The 17119-nt window shown below is 42.0% G+C and carries 17 protein-coding genes and 2 pseudogenes; 7 read left to right on the top strand and 12 right to left on the bottom strand.

Annotation, left to right across the window (positions count from 1 at the left end):
• Positions 1-23 precede the first annotated feature (23 nt).
• Positions 24-1433 carry a hypothetical protein gene (locus V7K32_RS03065; RefSeq protein WP_334990224.1) on the top strand — a complete coding sequence of 470 codons (1410 nt, stop codon included), beginning with the start codon at positions 24-26 and terminating at the stop codon, positions 1431-1433.
• Positions 1434-1716: 283 nt separating this feature from the next.
• Entirely contained in the window at positions 1717-2931 is a 1215-nt protein-coding gene (locus V7K32_RS03060; RefSeq protein WP_334990222.1) for an RNA-guided endonuclease InsQ/TnpB family protein, read from the top strand.
• On the opposite strand, the gene V7K32_RS03055 is transcribed toward V7K32_RS03060, so the two are convergent.
• The 8 genes from V7K32_RS03055 to V7K32_RS03020 all read right to left on the bottom strand — a co-directional run bounded on the left by V7K32_RS03055 (position 2902) and on the right by V7K32_RS03020 (position 8421).
• A complete protein-coding gene (locus V7K32_RS03055; protein WP_334990220.1) occupies positions 2902-3096 on the bottom strand; it encodes a hypothetical protein in 195 nt (64 codons plus the stop codon). The genes V7K32_RS03060 and V7K32_RS03055 overlap by 30 nt on opposite strands.
• Positions 3077-3370, bottom strand: a complete 294-nt coding sequence (locus tag V7K32_RS03050; RefSeq protein WP_334990218.1) for a DUF2442 domain-containing protein — start codon at positions 3368-3370, stop codon at positions 3077-3079. Before V7K32_RS03050 ends, V7K32_RS03055 begins: the two co-directional genes overlap by 20 nt.
• A gap of 3 nt (positions 3371-3373) precedes the next feature.
• Complete coding sequence (locus V7K32_RS03045) at positions 3374-3634, bottom strand: DUF4160 domain-containing protein (RefSeq protein ID WP_334990216.1); 261 nt, start codon at positions 3632-3634, stop codon at positions 3374-3376.
• Positions 3635-3864: 230 nt separating this feature from the next.
• Positions 3865-5268, bottom strand: a complete 1404-nt coding sequence (locus V7K32_RS03040; protein WP_334990214.1) for a ferredoxin:protochlorophyllide reductase (ATP-dependent) subunit N — start codon at positions 5266-5268, stop codon at positions 3865-3867.
• 163 nt (positions 5269-5431) lie between these two features.
• Positions 5432-6217: a DUF5331 domain-containing protein gene (locus V7K32_RS03035; RefSeq protein ID WP_334990212.1), complete on the bottom strand. Its 786-nt coding sequence runs from the start codon at positions 6215-6217 to the stop codon at positions 5432-5434.
• 32 nt (positions 6218-6249) lie between these two features.
• Entirely contained in the window at positions 6250-7116 is an 867-nt protein-coding gene (gene bchL, locus V7K32_RS03030; RefSeq protein WP_012410753.1) for a ferredoxin:protochlorophyllide reductase (ATP-dependent) iron-sulfur ATP-binding protein, read from the bottom strand.
• A 604-nt stretch (positions 7117-7720) separates the two neighbouring features.
• Positions 7721-7975 (bottom strand): TIGR02450 family Trp-rich protein, encoded by a 255-nt coding sequence (locus V7K32_RS03025; RefSeq protein WP_334883809.1) that lies wholly within the window; start codon positions 7973-7975, stop codon positions 7721-7723.
• Between the two features lie 71 nt (positions 7976-8046).
• Positions 8047-8421 (bottom strand): hypothetical protein, encoded by a 375-nt coding sequence (locus V7K32_RS03020; protein ID WP_334990210.1) that lies wholly within the window; start codon positions 8419-8421, stop codon positions 8047-8049.
• A gap of 254 nt (positions 8422-8675) precedes the next feature.
• On the opposite strand from V7K32_RS03020, the gene clpB reads away from it, so the two are divergent.
• Positions 8676-11306: an ATP-dependent chaperone ClpB gene (gene clpB / locus V7K32_RS03015; RefSeq protein ID WP_334990208.1), complete on the top strand. Its 2631-nt coding sequence runs from the start codon at positions 8676-8678 to the stop codon at positions 11304-11306.
• A gap of 122 nt (positions 11307-11428) precedes the next feature.
• On the opposite strand, the gene V7K32_RS03010 is transcribed toward clpB, so the two are convergent.
• Positions 11429-11995 (bottom strand): SRPBCC family protein, encoded by a 567-nt coding sequence (locus V7K32_RS03010; RefSeq protein ID WP_334990400.1) that lies wholly within the window; start codon positions 11993-11995, stop codon positions 11429-11431.
• Positions 11996-12414: 419 nt separating this feature from the next.
• Between V7K32_RS03010 and V7K32_RS03005 the strand changes: the two genes are divergently transcribed.
• From V7K32_RS03005 to V7K32_RS02995, 3 genes and pseudogenes are all read left to right on the top strand, one after another.
• Positions 12415-12609: a hypothetical protein gene (locus V7K32_RS03005; RefSeq protein WP_334990206.1), complete on the top strand. Its 195-nt coding sequence runs from the start codon at positions 12415-12417 to the stop codon at positions 12607-12609.
• 54 nt (positions 12610-12663) lie between these two features.
• Positions 12664-12813, top strand: a pseudogene (locus tag V7K32_RS03000) (rubredoxin); the annotation flags it as partial.
• Positions 12814-12862: 49 nt separating this feature from the next.
• The gene (locus V7K32_RS02995; RefSeq protein ID WP_334990204.1) at positions 12863-14095 is read left to right on the top strand and encodes an NAD(P)/FAD-dependent oxidoreductase; all 1233 of its coding nucleotides are present in this window, start codon (positions 12863-12865) and stop codon (positions 14093-14095) included.
• Between the two features lie 265 nt (positions 14096-14360).
• Here the strand turns inward: V7K32_RS02995 and V7K32_RS02990 are convergent, their stop codons facing one another.
• Positions 14361-14843 (bottom strand): SMI1/KNR4 family protein, encoded by a 483-nt coding sequence (locus tag V7K32_RS02990; RefSeq protein ID WP_334990202.1) that lies wholly within the window; start codon positions 14841-14843, stop codon positions 14361-14363.
• A gap of 424 nt (positions 14844-15267) precedes the next feature.
• On the opposite strand from V7K32_RS02990, the gene lpxD reads away from it, so the two are divergent.
• Positions 15268-16320, top strand: coding sequence for a UDP-3-O-(3-hydroxymyristoyl)glucosamine N-acyltransferase (gene lpxD, locus V7K32_RS02985; RefSeq protein ID WP_334990200.1), 1053 nt, complete (start codon positions 15268-15270; stop codon positions 16318-16320).
• Between the two features lie 35 nt (positions 16321-16355).
• On the opposite strand, the gene V7K32_RS02980 is transcribed toward lpxD, so the two are convergent.
• Both V7K32_RS02980 and V7K32_RS02975 read right to left on the bottom strand, forming a co-directional pair.
• Positions 16356-16556, bottom strand: a complete 201-nt coding sequence (locus tag V7K32_RS02980; protein WP_334990198.1) for an ATP-binding protein — start codon at positions 16554-16556, stop codon at positions 16356-16358.
• Positions 16557-16808: 252 nt separating this feature from the next.
• Positions 16809-16949: pseudogene (locus V7K32_RS02975) on the bottom strand (IS4 family transposase); the annotation flags it as partial.
• Between the last annotated feature and the right edge of the window lie 170 nt (positions 16950-17119).

Below are 17119 nucleotides of genomic sequence, written 5' to 3'. Positions count from 1 at the left end.
ATTTTAGCAATCAAGAGAAGATTATGACTATACCATTGACAGTAACTTTTACACTTGCTAGTTGGATTGCCAAAGGACTGACAGATGGCACTTTCGTAAGGGTTGGGGGTGTAATTATAGACGCAACAAGTAAACATATTGTTACCTGGTTAAGGGAACCCAATAACTCTCCAATTCCAGGACTAAGTTCTTCCCCTAACAATTTACTCAACCTTGTTTTCTCCGGTGCAAATCTTGTTGCTTCTGGGGCAAATGCTGCTGCTACAAGACAAGGATTAGCTGATGTTAGTGGACGCTTCGGTGGAGTTGAACAAACAAGTTTAGGTAACATAGCTGTTTCAGGGGTAAATCTGATTGGAACAGTCGCTAATGCGGCTATTTCTGGAAAAGGCTTCGCCGATGTCAATGGACGTTTAGATGGGATTGAAAATCAGTTAGGGGAAATTGGGCAGAATCTGCAATTAACTCAAGGAATTTTGCAAGTAACTACTGCTGCTAGCATACTTAATCTTGGCGTCTCAGTTATAGGTTTTGCTGTAATAGCACAGCGTCTCAATGAGCTAGAAAAACGCCTAAAACAAGTAGAAAAACTATTGAACAAAGTCAACCGCAAAATCGACCTTAGTTTCTATGCAAATTTTCGTGCTGCAATTGAATTAGCAGTTAATGCCTTTACGATGACCAAACCTGAAAATCGTAGAAGCAGCGCTTTGCAAGCTATTAATCGTTTTTTAGAAGCAGAGCATATTTATACTGAATTTGCTGATATCGAAATTGAGCAAAAAAGTCAAATTGCTGATGAGTATTTGCTGACTTTATCTTTAGCCTACCTAGCTGAAGCACGTTGTTATTTAGAATTAGAGGAACATGATACAGCACGTCGCCGCTTTGAAGAAGGAGCTAAAGTTATCCGTTCTCGTATTCATAAATATGTTGAGATTCTGCTAACCTCTAACCCCGCAGCATACTTACATCCTCAGTTAAAAGATCAGATTGATTTGCGAAGACTGACCAGAATTTATCAATGGATTGATCCAGCTTTGGATGAAAATGCTGTGTTTGAGCTTCAGCGTAAGAATCTGTTTAAAATAGCTAAAGATCCTGATAAATGGTTAGAGTCAATACCAACAGCAATTGTAGATCGTGGTGAAATTGAATGGAGCATATTCGGAGCAAATCCTACTCCATTCACAGGAAGATTTGAAAAAGAAGCTTACAAACGTCTTCCCCAAGCATTTGAAGTAATGGAATCTATGATTGAAACCAATCGCCGTTTTGAAGCATATCAAACAGAAGTACAAGCAATATCCCAACTAGGAATCAGCTTTCATGACTGGCTTAAATTAACTCCGTCTACAGAAATTAAACCAGACGGCGCAGAATTAATGTATATAATTCCATCCAAACCTCTAGAGTTACAGCCTTCGATATGAACTAAATACAGCATTTCATTCATTCGTAGCGAATTAAATCTAGCAAGACTCTGCGCTCCTCTGCGCTTACTCCGCGTCCCTCTGCGTTTAAAAACGCTACGATTCCTCTACACCTTGGCGAATTACCAGAAGATGGCGGGAAGTCTGAAAGCCCTGTCTCTTCAGAGCAGGGATGAAAGACGACACGAGTGGCTTTAGCCACCTACCGCCTTTTAACCAATGAAATTCCTTGAATGTTTCCATGATTTAAGCTATAAAAGTCAGCGTAAGACTAATAGATCCGATGCTAGTTTTTGAGTTCAAAGCATACGCAAAACCTATCCAGTTCGCCGCGATTGACGATGCGATTCGGACTGTGCAGTTCATTCGGAATAAATGTATCCGCTTTTGGCTGGATAATCCTTATGTCAGCAAGTACGACTTGAGTAAACAATGTGCGATTCTAGCGGCTGAGTTTCCGTTTGCTAACGAACTTAATTCGATGGCGCGTCAGTCCGCCGCTGAACGTGCTTGGGCTGCGATCTCTAGGTTTTATGACAACTGCAAGAAAAAAGTAGGTGGACTCAAAGGTTTCCCTAAGTTCCAGAAAGATAACCGTTCCGCTGAATATAAAACCACTGGATGGAAGCTTGCAGACGATCGTAAATCAATCACCTTCACTGATAAGAAAGGAATTGGTAGATTAAAAATGAAAGGCACTCGTGACCTAAATTTCTATCAGCCAGACCAGATTAAGCGAGTGAGATTGGTTAAACGCGTCGACGGCTACTACGTTCAATTTTGTATCCAAGCGGACAGAGAAGAAATAATCGAACCGACGCATCGAACCATTGGTTTAGATGTTGGCTTGAATCATTTCTACACTGATTCGCTGGGCAACAAAGTTGAAAATCCTCGGTTCTATCGAACTGGCGAACAAAAGATGAAACTGTCGCAAAGACTTGTTTCTCGCAAGGTCAAAGGCTCTAGTAATAGACGTAAAGCTAGAGTTAAATTAGGACGAGTTCACCTCAAAATAAGTAGACAGCGTAAAGATTTTGCCATTAAATTGGCAACATGCGTAATGGCATCTAACGATGTCGTAGTCTATGAAGATTTGCGGATTAAGAACATGGTTAAAAATCATTGTCTGGCTAAATCAATTAATGACGCTGGATGGTATCAATTCCGAGTTTGGCTAGAGTATTTTGGTAAGGTATTTAAACGGATAACTATTGCGGTTAACCCTGCCTATACGTCCCAAGAATGCTCTAGCTGTGGCGTAATTGTGAAGAAGTCCTTGTCTACTCGCACCCATGTTTGTCGATGTGGCTGTAGATTGGATCGCGACCATAACGCTGGTATAAACATCCTTAACTCAGGATTGGCTACTGTGGGACACACAGGAAGCTCAGTGCTAGACACTGGCAACGCTTGGGGAGACTTGCCCTCTACTGTCGTTGGTGAAAACCTGCAACAGCAAGGCGGGTCATTGAGCCAAGAATCCTCGTCTCTTTAGAGCGGGGAGTGTCAAATTATCCATATCCTCAAAAGTTTTAGGTTTTCCCTGATATTTTAAGCAACCTGCTACATCATCTAATTTAGTTGCTGAAAAAAATTTACTAGGCTTTAACAAATCACCGATTTCTGGTATAACTTCTGTTTTAACTCCAACTTTTTTCATATTCTTCAAGATTTTTATATGTAGGAATAGATTGGTTAGTAACCACAGAATAAAGAACATCTGGGTCTAAATCTGCGCCATTCTCCCAGTGAATTGTTCCCCATTCAGCGTTAATTTTAACACTTTTAAAATAGTTGAAATCTTTTAAAGGTGCAAAAATTCCTGTAAATTCGATTAATTGGTTAACATTAACAATACCTTCCTTTCCATCTTCAAACTTCAAATATAGTTGATAATTATCGTGAGGAATAACTTCTATAATGTCTTTAAGCATAATTCACTCTAATGGTTGAATTTTTTCTAAGGGATTATTTTCTCTTGCCAGTTGCCAGTTTTCTCTCAGTTCTGATTGGTGCATAGCTGCCCATTCAATCACTAAACCAAGAACTCCAGGAGTGAGTTTGCCTTCTAAAATTGATAAGGTTTCTATATCAATAATTGCCTTTTGCTGATTGTAGCGGACATGGAAATGAGGAGGCGGATGGTCGTTATAGTACATGGTAATGATAATCCCTAAAAAACGACAAATCTCAGGCATCAGATTACCTCCTCAATTATCCTGTCTATTCAGCCATACCCACCCGATCTTAATATTTTTAGGCGTTCTTCCTCTGCGTTCGGTTATTGAGCGTACCCCTCCGGGGAAGCAAGCTACGCGGAGCGTCTCGCAGAGAAGTCGAAATACTGCACCTGGAGTGGTTCGTAAAAAAAAGGCAAACCCAAAAAGTTCGCCTTAATCATTTGCTGTTGTTCAATCCAAATCCAAATCTAAATCTTCGCTTCTTCTCTCACCAACTTATCCCAACCCAAATCTTTCAAATTATTATTCCGACGTAGCGGACGAGTCACCAACTCTAACATGTCACGCGCATTCGTAAAGCCGTGAATTTGAGCAAAAGTGAACTCCACAGACCACTTAGTATTAATACCGCGTGCTTCCAACGGGTTAGCGTGAGCCATACCAGTAATTACCAAATCTGGTTTCAACGCATAAATTCGCTGAAGTTGATTGTAATTATCCGGCTTCTCCACAATCCTTGGCAGGGGTGAATTCATCTCCTGACAAGTTTTCTCCAACAGCGCCAACTCAGCAGCTTGATAGCGCTTATCCATGTAAGGAATGCCGATTTCGTGAACAGTCATCCCACAACGGATTAAGAATCGTGCTTGGGAAATTTCCAGCAAGTTATCACCCATGAAGAATACAGACTTACCGCGAATCAGTTTCACGTAATCTTCCAAACCTGCCCAAATTTGTGCTTCCCGTTCATCCAAACCCTTGGGAGTAATCCCAAACACCGAGCAGATTTTCTCAATCCAAGCGCGGGTACCATCGGGGCCAATGGGGAAGGGTGCGCCAATGAGTTTACACTTGCGGCGGCGCATTAAGGTAGTAGCAGTGCGGCTGAGGAAGGGGTTGACACCAGCGACATAATACCCTTCTTCTAATACTGGCAATTCTGTAAAGCGCTTGGCGGGTAGCCAGCCGGAAACTTTGATGCCTTGTTTCTTCAGTTCCAAGGTTAACTGAGTAACCACGGGGTCGGGAAGGGAGCCAAAGAGAACTAAGGGTGGATGATCCACGTATTCAGATTCATCTTGGGCGACATCTTCTTTCTTTTTACCGAAGTTTAGCAATTTAGCGATCGCATTTCGTTCAATTTTCTCTGTTTCCGCCACCGGAGCCTTATCAGGACAACGGTTAGCCATAGCAGCTAATACGGTGTCTTCCCCTTGGGTGAAGGCGTAATCTAGACCATTTGCCCGTGCTACAACGATGGGAATCCCGATTTCAGATTCTAGCTTTGGTGCTAAACCTTCCAAATCTGTTTTGATAATTTCGGTGGTGCAAGTGCCAATCCAGACAATTACACTAGGATTGCGATCGCGTTTAATTTGCAAGCACAACCGCTTTAACTCTTCATAATCATTCAGTTGTGCCGAAATATCCCCCTCTTCCAACTCTGCCATTGCATAGCGGGGTTCAGCAAAAATCATCACCCCCATCGCGTTTTGCAGGAAGTAGCCACAAGTTTTTGTTCCAATCACCAAAAAGAAGCTATCTTCAATTTTTTGGTATAACCACGCCACGCAGCTAATTGGGCAAAAGGTATGGTAATTTCCAGTTTCACATTCAAAGCTTAAAGCTTCTGGTTGTTGAGCGATAGTCATTTTGGTTTTTTCTCCCCTTGATTTTTCAAGTTAGGAGCAATTAAGTTATGAGTTATGAATTATGAGTTATGAATTATGAGTTATGAGTTTTTATTCCTAACTCCTAACTCCTAACTCCTAACTTTTTTTAACTTCTAACTTTTCTTAACTCCTAACTTAGTAATTAAGCATTGGGGAAGAGACGGGCAATTTCTGATTCATCAAAAACGCCTGCTGGCAGTTCTTCCCCCAAAAAATCGTTACTTTCTTCAGCTTTTTGCAAAGCGGTTTCATCAATCCAGACATCTGACAACACGTCTTTAAACGCATTCTCATCTAGTGAACTATCTTCAAGCGCCTCGTCTTCATCCAGCTTTATTTCCATTGCATCTGTTGTACCGAAGCCCATGTCCCCAAACTCATCTGCTTCTAAACTAGAGGTTTTGAGAGACTCTTCTTTTGAGTCGTGTCCGTTGAATAAAGAAACATCACCAAAGGCGTCTTCAATTTCCTCTAACTCGCTGATTTCTAAGCTTTGCTCCTTAGAATCCACCATTGTGATTTCTTGAACTACCGCCACCGCCGTAAAGCCATTTATATGAGAATGTGTCAAAGTTTCGTCTTCAGGCTTTTCGTCAATGACAGCTGCTGCTTCTTCTACGAATCTCTCTATTTCTGGGTTGACGAAGCGATTACCGAGAGCGAAATCTGGGTCAAAATGCAAATCCAGCACTTCAATCAGGGTATCAGCATCAGGATTGAGTTTGGCAAAGGGCAACATTAACTGCGCTAGTTTTGGCTCTAGGGCGTTAACTACTCCCAGGATGAGGTAAGAAGGTGGTCGCTTCCCGCCATCAGGTGTGTACACCGATTCCACTTGCATGTGCAGCGTGATCCAGTCCCGATTGTTCTGGAAAAATTGCAACCACTTTTGCTTTAATGAACCTGTAAAGCTATGAAAGAATGCCATGTTATTGTCCCCCATCCTGAGAACTTGATGATTTATACAATCATCAAGTCTAGTTCCTCTTCTGAATTAGGAACCTGGGGTTTACCCGGATTTAGATAAAAATCAGATAACAAAGAGAACAACTCACGGTCTGGTGTGTCATTAGGCACAACACCTTCTGGACGTGCCAGAATTTGGTCAGCGATGTTGAGATAGTAGTCGCAAACGTAGTCTAGGGAAGGATCTTGCTCTGCCATCTCAAACAAAGTCTTACCTTTTACACGGGAAACACGGATATCTTCAATTAAAGGTAAAACTTCTAGAACTGGCATTGGCACTGCTTCTATATATTTTTCAATCAAGTCGCGCTTGGAGGTGCGGTTGCCAATTAACCCAGCTAGACGCAGTGGGTGAGTTCGGGCTTTTTCCCGGACTGAAGCCGCAATCCGATTAGCCGCAAACAAAGCATCAAAGCCGTTGTCTGTAACGATCAGGCAGTAATCTGCATAGTTTAGTGGTGCTGCAAAACCACCGCAAACTACGTCACCCAGAACGTCAAAGAGAATTACATCGTATTCATCAAAGGCGTTGAGTTCCTTAAGTAATTTTACGGTTTCGCCGACTACGTATCCACCGCACCCAGCACCCGCAGGTGGACCACCAGCTTCTACGCAATCTACACCGCCGTAGCCTTTATAAATTACATCTTCGGGCCAGACATCTTCGTAGTGATAGTCCTTTTCTTGGAGAGTGTCGATAATTGTCGGAATCAAAAACCCAGTCAGGGTAAAGGTACTGTCATGTTTGGGGTCGCAACCAATTTGCAGCACTTTCTTGCCACGTTTCGCTAGGGCGACCGATATATTACAGCTAGTTGTGGATTTACCGATACCACCTTTTCCGTAGACTGCTAGTTTCACTTTTATTTGCCTCTTATAGCTTTTTGTCAAACTTGTGGCTCAAACATTTGCCTTCACCTTTCCTGAGATGGCGATGCGTGAGGTCTGTTGATGTCATTATTGGGCAAATTACCTAGAAAAGAAAGTGGCTCTTAATTTGGAAAACGGTCTTATGTGATGAATGAAGTTGCAATTGTATTTATCTGGGCTTTTATGAGTCTTAAAGGCTTTATTAGCTCTAAAAAGCATAAATAAACAGTTTTTATTAATTATTTATATAAAAATAGTTACAAAATAAAAAAAGCTGAAATGGTATTTTTTGAATGCTTTTTATAGAATTAGCTGATGGTCGGACAACGTGTTTTCAAGGCATTGGGGCGCAGGGTCAAGGGTAAAGAGAGGTATATGCAGCCAGATGCTTGAAATATTAGTGGAATTTGCGTTACCGTAGCTCACCGAAGGTATCGCAGATAAATTGCCAGTTTTCAGTCGATAGTCACAACCATTTAATTGCTGCTTGAGAGTAAGTTACTCTACTTTTGTAAAAATTTATTAAATTCCCAAATTTAGGAGGCGGTAGCCCTTTTGATGGGCATTCCCAGCCAGAGACTGGGAACGACGCTAATTAGGACACCTCACTTTCAACTCCGTGGATTTCCTGTAATGTTTGCCAGCCAGCTTGCCACTGGGAGTTATCTTGTAATAATTTGGCATTTATCCAAAAACGGACTTTCGGATCGCAAGCAGCAACCATTTCGGCGTAAACCCAGTTAGCCTGATTTTTCCGATTGACTACTTGAAAGTGCCGCCAGCCATCAACCTTTTGCTGTGCCGTCCACTTAGAACCAACTAGGTAAGGAAATTTCTGTTTTTTAGTCATTTGTCATTAGTCATTTGTCATTTGCCATTTGTCATTTCTCCCCCTCATCTCCCCCACTCCCCACTCCCCAATTAAGATGTCACCAAATCACCATTACGGGTAAACTTATGACAATTCAACTCACTATCTTGCTGGACACATAGCGAAAACCATCTAATATGGCTCCAGCAGGTGTTGATGTTGTTGGTAATTTTGCGCTTTTTCTTGGAAAGGCGTTGTCTTACGACTTCATTAGGGCAAAGAATTTCTAACGTACCCGTACCATCTTCGTAATTGACGATGCGAAATAGACACTCTTGCAACATCGCACGGCTGCTGCTGTCGAAGAACCGCTTAAAGCGCTGTAGCTTTTCCCCTTCAGTCATTTGGCTGATGGGTTTTATTTTCAAGAAATCTTCATCTTCAAAATCAAAGTTATCATCTTCAAAGTCGTAGGGGTCAATCATTTTCAGCATCCACTAGGCGACCTGTGATTATGGTAACTCTGTGTTGCTCCCCGCAAAACGAGCCAACCATCGTTGTACTGCCAATGGGAAATCCCAACTACGGGAAAATACGACTTTTATAAGACGTGAACACCGATCTAGGCGATCGCTCCCCTCTTCATACAATATCTATTAAGAACAGAAATTTTATTGACTTGGTGTTCTGGTGGTAGCCTGCGACAAGCCACTACACCTTTACGTTACTGAAAAAGCCTATGCAACCTACTAATCCTAACCAATTTACAGAAAAAGCCTGGGAAGCGATCGCCCATAGTCAGGATATTGTTAAACAATATCAACAACAGCAAATTGAAAGCGAACACCTGATGAAAGCACTGCTAGAACAAGATGGTCTAGCAACTGGGATTCTCACCAAGGCGGGTGTTAACCTCCAAAAACTGCGCGATCGCACTGAACAATTTTTCCAACGTCAGCCAAAAGTATCTGGTACTAGCAGTTCTGTATACTTAGGACGCAGCTTGGATACACTTTTAGATCGAGCAGACGGATATCGCAAAGAGTTTCAAGACGAATATATTTCAATTGAACACTTATTGCTGGCTTACGGTAAAGATGACCGCTTTGGCAAAGCTTTATTCCAAGAGTTTGGTTTAGACGAAGCCAAGCTAAAAAATATTATTAAACAAATTCGGGGGAGCCAAAAAGTGACCGACCAAAATCCAGAAGGCAAATACGAAGCACTGGAAAAATACGGGCGTGACCTTACAGAAGCTGCACGTAAAGGTCAACTCGATCCAGTGATTGGGCGAGATGATGAAATTCGTCGGACTGTGCAAATTCTCTCTCGCCGGACTAAAAATAACCCTGTGCTAATTGGCGAACCAGGTGTTGGTAAAACTGCGATCGCTGAAGGATTAGCACAGCGCATTATCGCAGGTGATGTACCCCAGTCACTCAAAGACCGCAAGCTGATTTCTTTAGATATGGGTGCTTTGATTGCAGGGGCAAAATTCCGGGGTGAATTTGAAGAACGCCTGAAAGCAGTATTAAAAGAAGTTACTGAATCTGGCGGCAATATTGTTTTATTTATTGATGAAATTCACACCGTTGTCGGCGCTGGTGCAACCCAAGGCGCGATGGATGCTGGTAACTTGTTAAAACCAATGTTGGCGCGGGGCGAATTGCGCTGTATTGGGGCGACAACTCTGGATGAATACCGCAAACATATCGAAAAAGATGCCGCACTAGAAAGACGCTTCCAGCAGGTTTATGTCGATCAGCCTAGTGTAGAAGATAGTATTTCGATTTTGCGCGGGTTGAGAGAACGTTATGAAAACCACCACGGGGTGAAGATTTCGGATAGTGCTTTAGTTGCAGCAGCAATCTTGTCGAGTCGATATATTAGCGATCGCTTCCTCCCTGATAAAGCAATTGACTTGGTAGACGAAGCCGCCGCGAGATTAAAAATGGAGATTACCTCCAAACCAGAAGAACTTGACGAAATTGATCGGAAGATTCTGCAATTGGAAATGGAGAAGCTATCGCTGCAAAAAGAAAGCGATGTAGCTTCTCGTGAACGTTTAGAAAGACTGGAAAAAGAAATTGCCGATCTCAAAGAAGAACAAAGAACCCTGAATACTCAATGGCAGTCTGAAAAAGATATCATTGACAAAATTCAGTCTGTTAAAAAAGAGATTGAACGGGTCAACTTAGAGATTCAGCAAGCAGAAAATCCCAATCACCCTCGTTTCAATCTCGCACTTGGTTCAAAGTTAAAATATACTACATTAGACGACCTGGATCGTCAATTGAAAGCAGTAGAAGCTGAATTGGCAAACGCCCAAAGAAGTGGTAAATCACTATTACGCGAAGAAGTAACCGAAGCTGATATTGCCGAAATTATTTCTAAATGGACAGGAATTCCGATCAGCAAGTTAGTGGAATCGGAAAAAGAAAAACTGCTGCATTTAGAAGACGAACTGCACCGTCGCGTAGTTGGACAAGAAGAAGCAGTCACAGCTGTAGCGGATGCAATTCAGCGATCGCGGGCTGGACTTGCTGATCCCAATCGTCCCATTGCTAGCTTTGTTTTCCTTGGGCCTACGGGTGTGGGTAAAACCGAGTTGGCGAAAGCGCTGGCGGCGTATATGTTCGATAGCGAAGATGCCCTCGTGCGAATCGATATGTCGGAGTATATGGAGAAACACGCCGTTTCTCGTTTAATCGGTGCGCCTCCAGGATACGTGGGTTACGAAGAAGGCGGACAACTTACAGAAGCGATTCGTCGCCGTCCTTATTCAGTAATTCTTTTCGACGAAATCGAGAAAGCACACCCCGATGTATTTAATATCTTCTTGCAAATTCTCGATGATGGTCGCGTCACTGATGCCCAAGGTCATAAGGTGGACTTCAAGAACGCTATTATCATTATGACTAGCAACATCGGTTCGCAGTACATTCTTGATGTCGCCGGAGATAACGCCCACTACGACGAAATGCGCCGTCGAGTCATGGAAGCAATGCGAAATAGCTTCCGTCCAGAGTTCCTGAACCGGATTGACGAAATCATCATCTTCCACGGTTTAGATAAGAAGGAATTGCGGCATATTGTGCTATTGCAAGTTGAGAGATTGCGGAAAAGATTGAGCGAGCGCAAAATATCCCTCAAGCTCTCGGATGTTGCACTTGACTTTTTAGCCGAAGTAGGCTATGACCCCGTTTATGGGGCGCGTCCACTGAAGCGGGCGATTCAGCGAGAGTTAGAAACTCAAATTGCCAAAGCCATCTTGCGCGGCGAATTCACCGATGGCAGCACCATCTTTGTAGATGTCCAAAATGAGCGTCTTTCTTTTAGTCGCTTACCTGCTGAGGTGTTTACCAGCTAATTCAGCGCTTTGTAGGGGGCATTGTATATTTGTGGGATGGGCAAAATGAGCGTTCCTTGTATTTCCGGGCGGGCAGGATGCCCACCCCACAAGAATCATCCCTTGATTCAGCAATATCCGAATTACGAATTATTTTGTCCCTTACAAAGTACTTGTCGCATTTTACGCATATTTGCAGGTAACTCTAAATTCATTGCTTGTTGAATGAAAATTGATGGAATTGGAATAATAGGTGTAGCTTGCACAGTATAAGCAAGCATTGTGCCGTTACCGCAATCCTTGAGTTCTAAATGAGCGTTAAAATCCTCAAAAGTCCCTTTTTCCATGCGAAATTGGATTTGTTGCCCTAGCACTTCTACAACGTTGAGGTAAATTTCAACTTGAGCTGTGAAAAAGAAAAAGGCTTTTTGTGCTGCTTGATACAGGCGTTTGACTTCACCTTTGTGTAATATCTCGCTTTTAGTGATATCGGGAAAATATTGCACCCACCGGGGGTAATCAGTTAATTGCTGCCAGACTTGCGATCGCACCATCGGCACATACATCCAGGCTGTTACCGCGCCACCCCAGGTTTTGTGCGATCGCGTTTCTATTAAAATTTCCCCCTGTACCAGCAACTTTTGCTTGTCTTGACTCCAAGCCATATCTGAACCTGCAATAATTGAGTCTGAGATATGAGACGCAGATATCATGATTTTAGTTACTCCTCAACTCATCCACCTAAATGGAGTTGAAACTACAAGTCATAGAACTTGACTTAAATCCAACCCACTAAATTTTAGTTCCAGTGTAATGCCTATCTTTCCAGAAACGGCGACTTTTGGTTATTCTTTCAGTTATCTTACTGGAAAAACTGTAGTTCTTATCACAATTAACACAATTAATATTTACGTAAACTTGATAATAGCCGTATTTATAAATTAAAAACTAAGTTCTTAACAGGTAGAATTGCACAAACACCACTTAATATCAAGTATCTTACCCCAACGTTTGGATAGGATATCTTGATTTTTACGTGTTATTTCTGATGAAACTGCAACTTCATCGTAACTTCATATTTTATTGTCAATATCAAGTGTAATCTCTGTTGAGTTGAGAGGAAAAGTAGGTGAGTCAATCTTCTTTAAATCGTAGATTAATCCAGATTTTTGGTATCCTTCTCGGCATTAGTGTAGCCGTCTGGGTACTGAGAGGTTTTGGTATTCTTACTTTTATTCCAGGTGGAATAATTTGGCTACTGCTACTAGGGGCGATCGCTGTGGCAATTATCAGTTATGCCCAAAGGACTTGGTGGCGTATTTAATCGGGAAGCAATGCCAACAATTTACTAAACCAAAGGAACATGGCAAAGTAGAAATGTAGTGTTTGCGGCTATGAATATGATCCAGAAGTAGGCGATCCAGATAGCGGTATAGAAACGGGAACAGCCTTTGAAGATATAGGAGATGATTGGGTATGTCCGGTTTGCGGTGCGACAAAAGATCAATTTGAACTAGTTGAAGAGTGAAGATAACAGCTAGCCTAGTAAAGTACGTGCTATTGAGAAATTTTAGAACTTGCTACCGTTACGAATCGTAGTTATTGGGGGTGGGGCAGCAGGATTTTTTGGCGCGATCGCTTGTGCTAAAGCCAATCCTGATGCCCAAGTTACATTACTCGAAGCCAGTCGCCAACCCCTAGCGAAAGTGCTAATTTCTGGTGGCGGGCGCTGCAACGTTACTCACGCTTGCTTTTTACCTGAGGAGTTGGTGCAAAATTACCCCAGAGGTGCAAAAGCTTTGCGGGGGGCTTTGACTCGGTTTGGGCCTCAAGATACAGTAGCTTGGTTTGCTGCTGGTGGAGTCTATCTAAAAACTGAAGCGGATGGCCGGATGTTTCCTGTCACCAATACTTCAGAAACCATTGTGGAATGTCTGATAAAAGGGGTGGCGACATCGGGTGTCAAACTCCGTATCGGTACACACGTAACTTCAGTGACCGCAACAGATGGGGGGTTTGATATTCTTTTGAAGTCGGGAGATCCGATTAAATGCGATCGCCTACTTCTTGCGACCGGCAGCAGCCTTATAGGTTATAAAATTCTCAAAGAGTTAGGTCATCAAATAGAAGCGCCAGTACCCTCTCTATTTACCTTTAACATTGCCGATCCTCAATTGCGGGCTTTAGCTGGAGTTAGCGTTAACCCTGTGCAATTGCGGTTATCTCTGGGCGGAAAATCCCAATTACAACAAACTGGCCCATTACTAATTACCCACTGGGGTTTGAGTGGCCCGGCTGTTTTGAAGCTTTCTGCTTGGGGTGCGAGAGTTCTGCACCAAAGCCGCTATCAAGCCACATTATTGATTAATTGGCTGCCTGATTTACAACATGAACTTGTGCGAGAAAAAGTTTTAGCAGTTAAAGATGAATGGGGAAAGAAAGCGATCGCATTACATCGCGGCGTTGACTTACCCCATCGTCTCTGGCAATATATCATTGCCCGTGCAGGCATTACCACAGAAGACCGTTGGGCAGAAATATCTAATAAAACCTTAAATCAACTGGTACAAGAAATTAGTCAAGGTCAATATTTAATCAGTGGCAAAGGAGCCTTTAAAGAAGAATTTGTTACCTGTGGCGGTGTCAATCTTAAAGAAGTCAACTTTAAGACGATGGAAAGTAGGTTAGTTCCTGGTCTTTATTTTGCCGGAGAAATCTTAGATATTGATGGCGTCACTGGTGGGTTTAACTTCCAAAGTGCTTGGACAACTGGGTATTTAGCAGGGGTAGCAATGGCCAGTAGCGAGTAGTACCAGCATAGGGATTATGACAGCTTCAGAGAGTTCGTATTAAGAAATTTAGTGCTTACAAAATAAGGATTAAAGTCCTTAATACGAACTTATCAAAATTAATATAGCAGACTAAGCTGTTCCACATTTGAATTGCATAAGCTAGGCGGGCAAGATGCCCACCCCACAATAATTATATTTAATTCGATTATGCAAATTAGATGTTTTTTAACTTATTATAACGGTTATCGTTAAAATTTATTATCAAAAAGATAAAATTTAAATTTTATTTTAATCCTCTTTTTATCAAATATTCAACTTGTTCTATAAATCCCTCTATCCAATCCATCACAGATTTACTTGACTCTTTGATTATGTCATCGTCACCTAAAAAATAAACATAACAGTCATCTTGTCCATCGGCAATAATAAACCACGGATATCCATGTAAAGCACAGATACAGAAAGCATTTTCAGGTAAGCGTGTACATTCTTCTCCCTCAGCAATTGACTCAAGGATAACCTCTTGCTGCCACTCATTCATTTTGAGAAGTTGATCGAAGTAAAACTCAAATTCCAATCCTCTAACAAGCTTTCCAGCGCTATGCCCAAGTAAGCCTAAGATTTCCCTATAAGTCCTTGGTAAAACTCCATATTTACTCTCAATGTATGCAATTTCTTCTGGGGTACATCCTTGTAGCTCTTGCTCATCTTTTACTATTCCACTAGTAAACAAGCGCTCTCTTAATTCTTGTATATTATTAATCATTTCCAAACCTCGAACTTTCTGGAAGAGGAATCATCTCTATCTTAATTAGGGATTTCCAAAAAATAAATTATCCAATCTTGTAGGGTGGGCATCTTGCTTGCCTTTGGCAATGGGCGAGCGGGCAAGATGCCCACCCCACAAGAAATAGTTGAGTATTTTTTTATTTGGAAGTACCTTACTTAACCTCTTACCAAAGTCAAACACCTGCCCAAAAATAAATTTTTGGGCTAATAGCTAAAGTCAGTTTCAACCGACTAATGACAGTAGTTGTAGTCCGTTTCAACGGACTTTTGCTATTAGCCAGGGACTTGAGTCCCTGGCGGTTCAAGTATTTTCGCTATAGGTTTATTAATTATCTAGCTAGTACAAACTGGCAAAAATAAAGCTACCATCCTTTGTAGATCAATTTTGAACACACCCAACAATGAAATTCAGCGAAATCCTGTGCCAATTTGGTGATGCCGCTACCAATCATAGCCTGACTAGCAACCCAGACCATGACCCAGAGATTACAGGGGTAGCAGCTATTGATGAAGCTAGCAACGGTACTCTCAGCTACGTAGAAGGGGCAAAATTTGGGTCTTTTGTTGGTAAGACCAATGCTAGTGCTTTAATTTTGCCCCAGGATGAAAAATTACAGGTGCTTGCACAAGAGAGGGGTATTGTCTGGCTAGCAACCCCAGATCCGCGATTGTTGTTTGCCAAAGCGATCGCACTTTTTTACCAACCATATCGCCCCATAAGAGAAATTCATCCTACTGCTGTGATTCACTCTACGGCAAAAGTTGGTAATGATGTTTACATTGGCCCCCATGCTGTGATTCAGCAAGGGGTGGAAATTGGCGATGGCGCAATTATCCATCCCAATGTGGTGATTTATCCAGATGCCAAAATAGGCGATCGCACCACCTTACACGCTAACTGTACCATCCACGAACGCACCCGCATCGGTGCAGATTGTGTGATTCACAGTGGTGCTGTCATCGGCGCAGAAGGCTTTGGTTTTGTTCCTACCCGGACTGGTTGGCTTAAAATGGAACAATCTGGCTATACAGTCTTAGAAGATGGCGTGGAAGTTGGCTGCAACAGTGCCATTGACCGCCCAGCCGTCGGAGAAACACGGGTAGGTAGCAATACAGTAATTGATAATTTAGTGCAAATAGGTCACGGTTGCCAAATTGGTGCGGGCTGTGCCATCGCAGGTCAGGTTGGCATGGCGGGAGGTGTTAAACTGGGAAATCGTGTTATTTTAGCTGGACAAACAGGAATAACCAATCAAGTGAAAATCGGAGATGGGGCAATGACATCTGCTCAAACTGGAATTCACAGCGATGTTGCACCAGGAGAAGTTGTCTGCGGAACTCCAGCCCTTCCTTACAAATTATATCTCAAGGTATGTGCTGTTTATGGTCGCCTGCCAGATATGTATCAATCGCTAAAACAATTGCAACGTCAATCTAAAAATAGCAATGATTAATCAATAAAATTTGGGAATGGGGAATTCACAATTCCCTACCAAAGGGTTTTGTAAATTCTAAATAGGAATGGCGATCGCAAATTGGTACCTGCACCGACTTCAGACTCCACAACAATTTGACCACCGTCTTTTTCTACCACAATTTGACGAGCGATCGCTAATCCTAATCCTGTACCTTGACCAACTCCTTTAGGGACTTCCAACAAATAAATTACCCAATCTTGTAGGGTGGGCATCTTGCCCGCCCATATACAAGGGCGGGTGAGACGCGCACCCCACAATAAGTAGTTGAGTCTTTTTTTATTTGGAAGTCCCTTAGTTGTAAATAAATAATCAAAAATTCTCTCTTTTACCTCTGATATCATCCCATTTGAGCCTCAAGTGCGACTCATGGGCGCGATCTCAAATCCTAAAACTCCGATTTTTTCGTAGCAGTTTCTCGCTAGCCAGGGTAGTGAAACAGACGCTGGACGACTTTTCAAACATCCTCTAATTTCATTATCAGAAACTGGTGTAATTCTAACAGCAGGTAAATTGGTGACTAAGCGAAACTAAGTTTTCGTTTCTAAATCGCAAAAATTAATGACTTTATAAGCTTTAGCATCAGGAGAAGAACCAATTTTTACTAGCTCAGTCCCTAACCTGATTCCTATAATTTACAAAACATATTAACTAAAATTATCCTTAATCTATTATAGTTAAAATATTATTAAAGCTATCTATAAAAATCATTTATTTCTCAAAAGAATTTTGGTAATAGATAGCAAATACATGTACTTTTGGAAATATCTTTTTTAAG

It is taken from the genome of Nostoc sp. (assembly GCF_036917635.1).
Taxonomy (GTDB): Bacteria; Cyanobacteriota; Cyanobacteriia; order Cyanobacteriales; family Nostocaceae; genus Nostoc.
The sequence above is the reverse complement of the archived record's forward strand: the minus strand, read 5'-3'. Positions and strand labels throughout refer to the sequence as shown.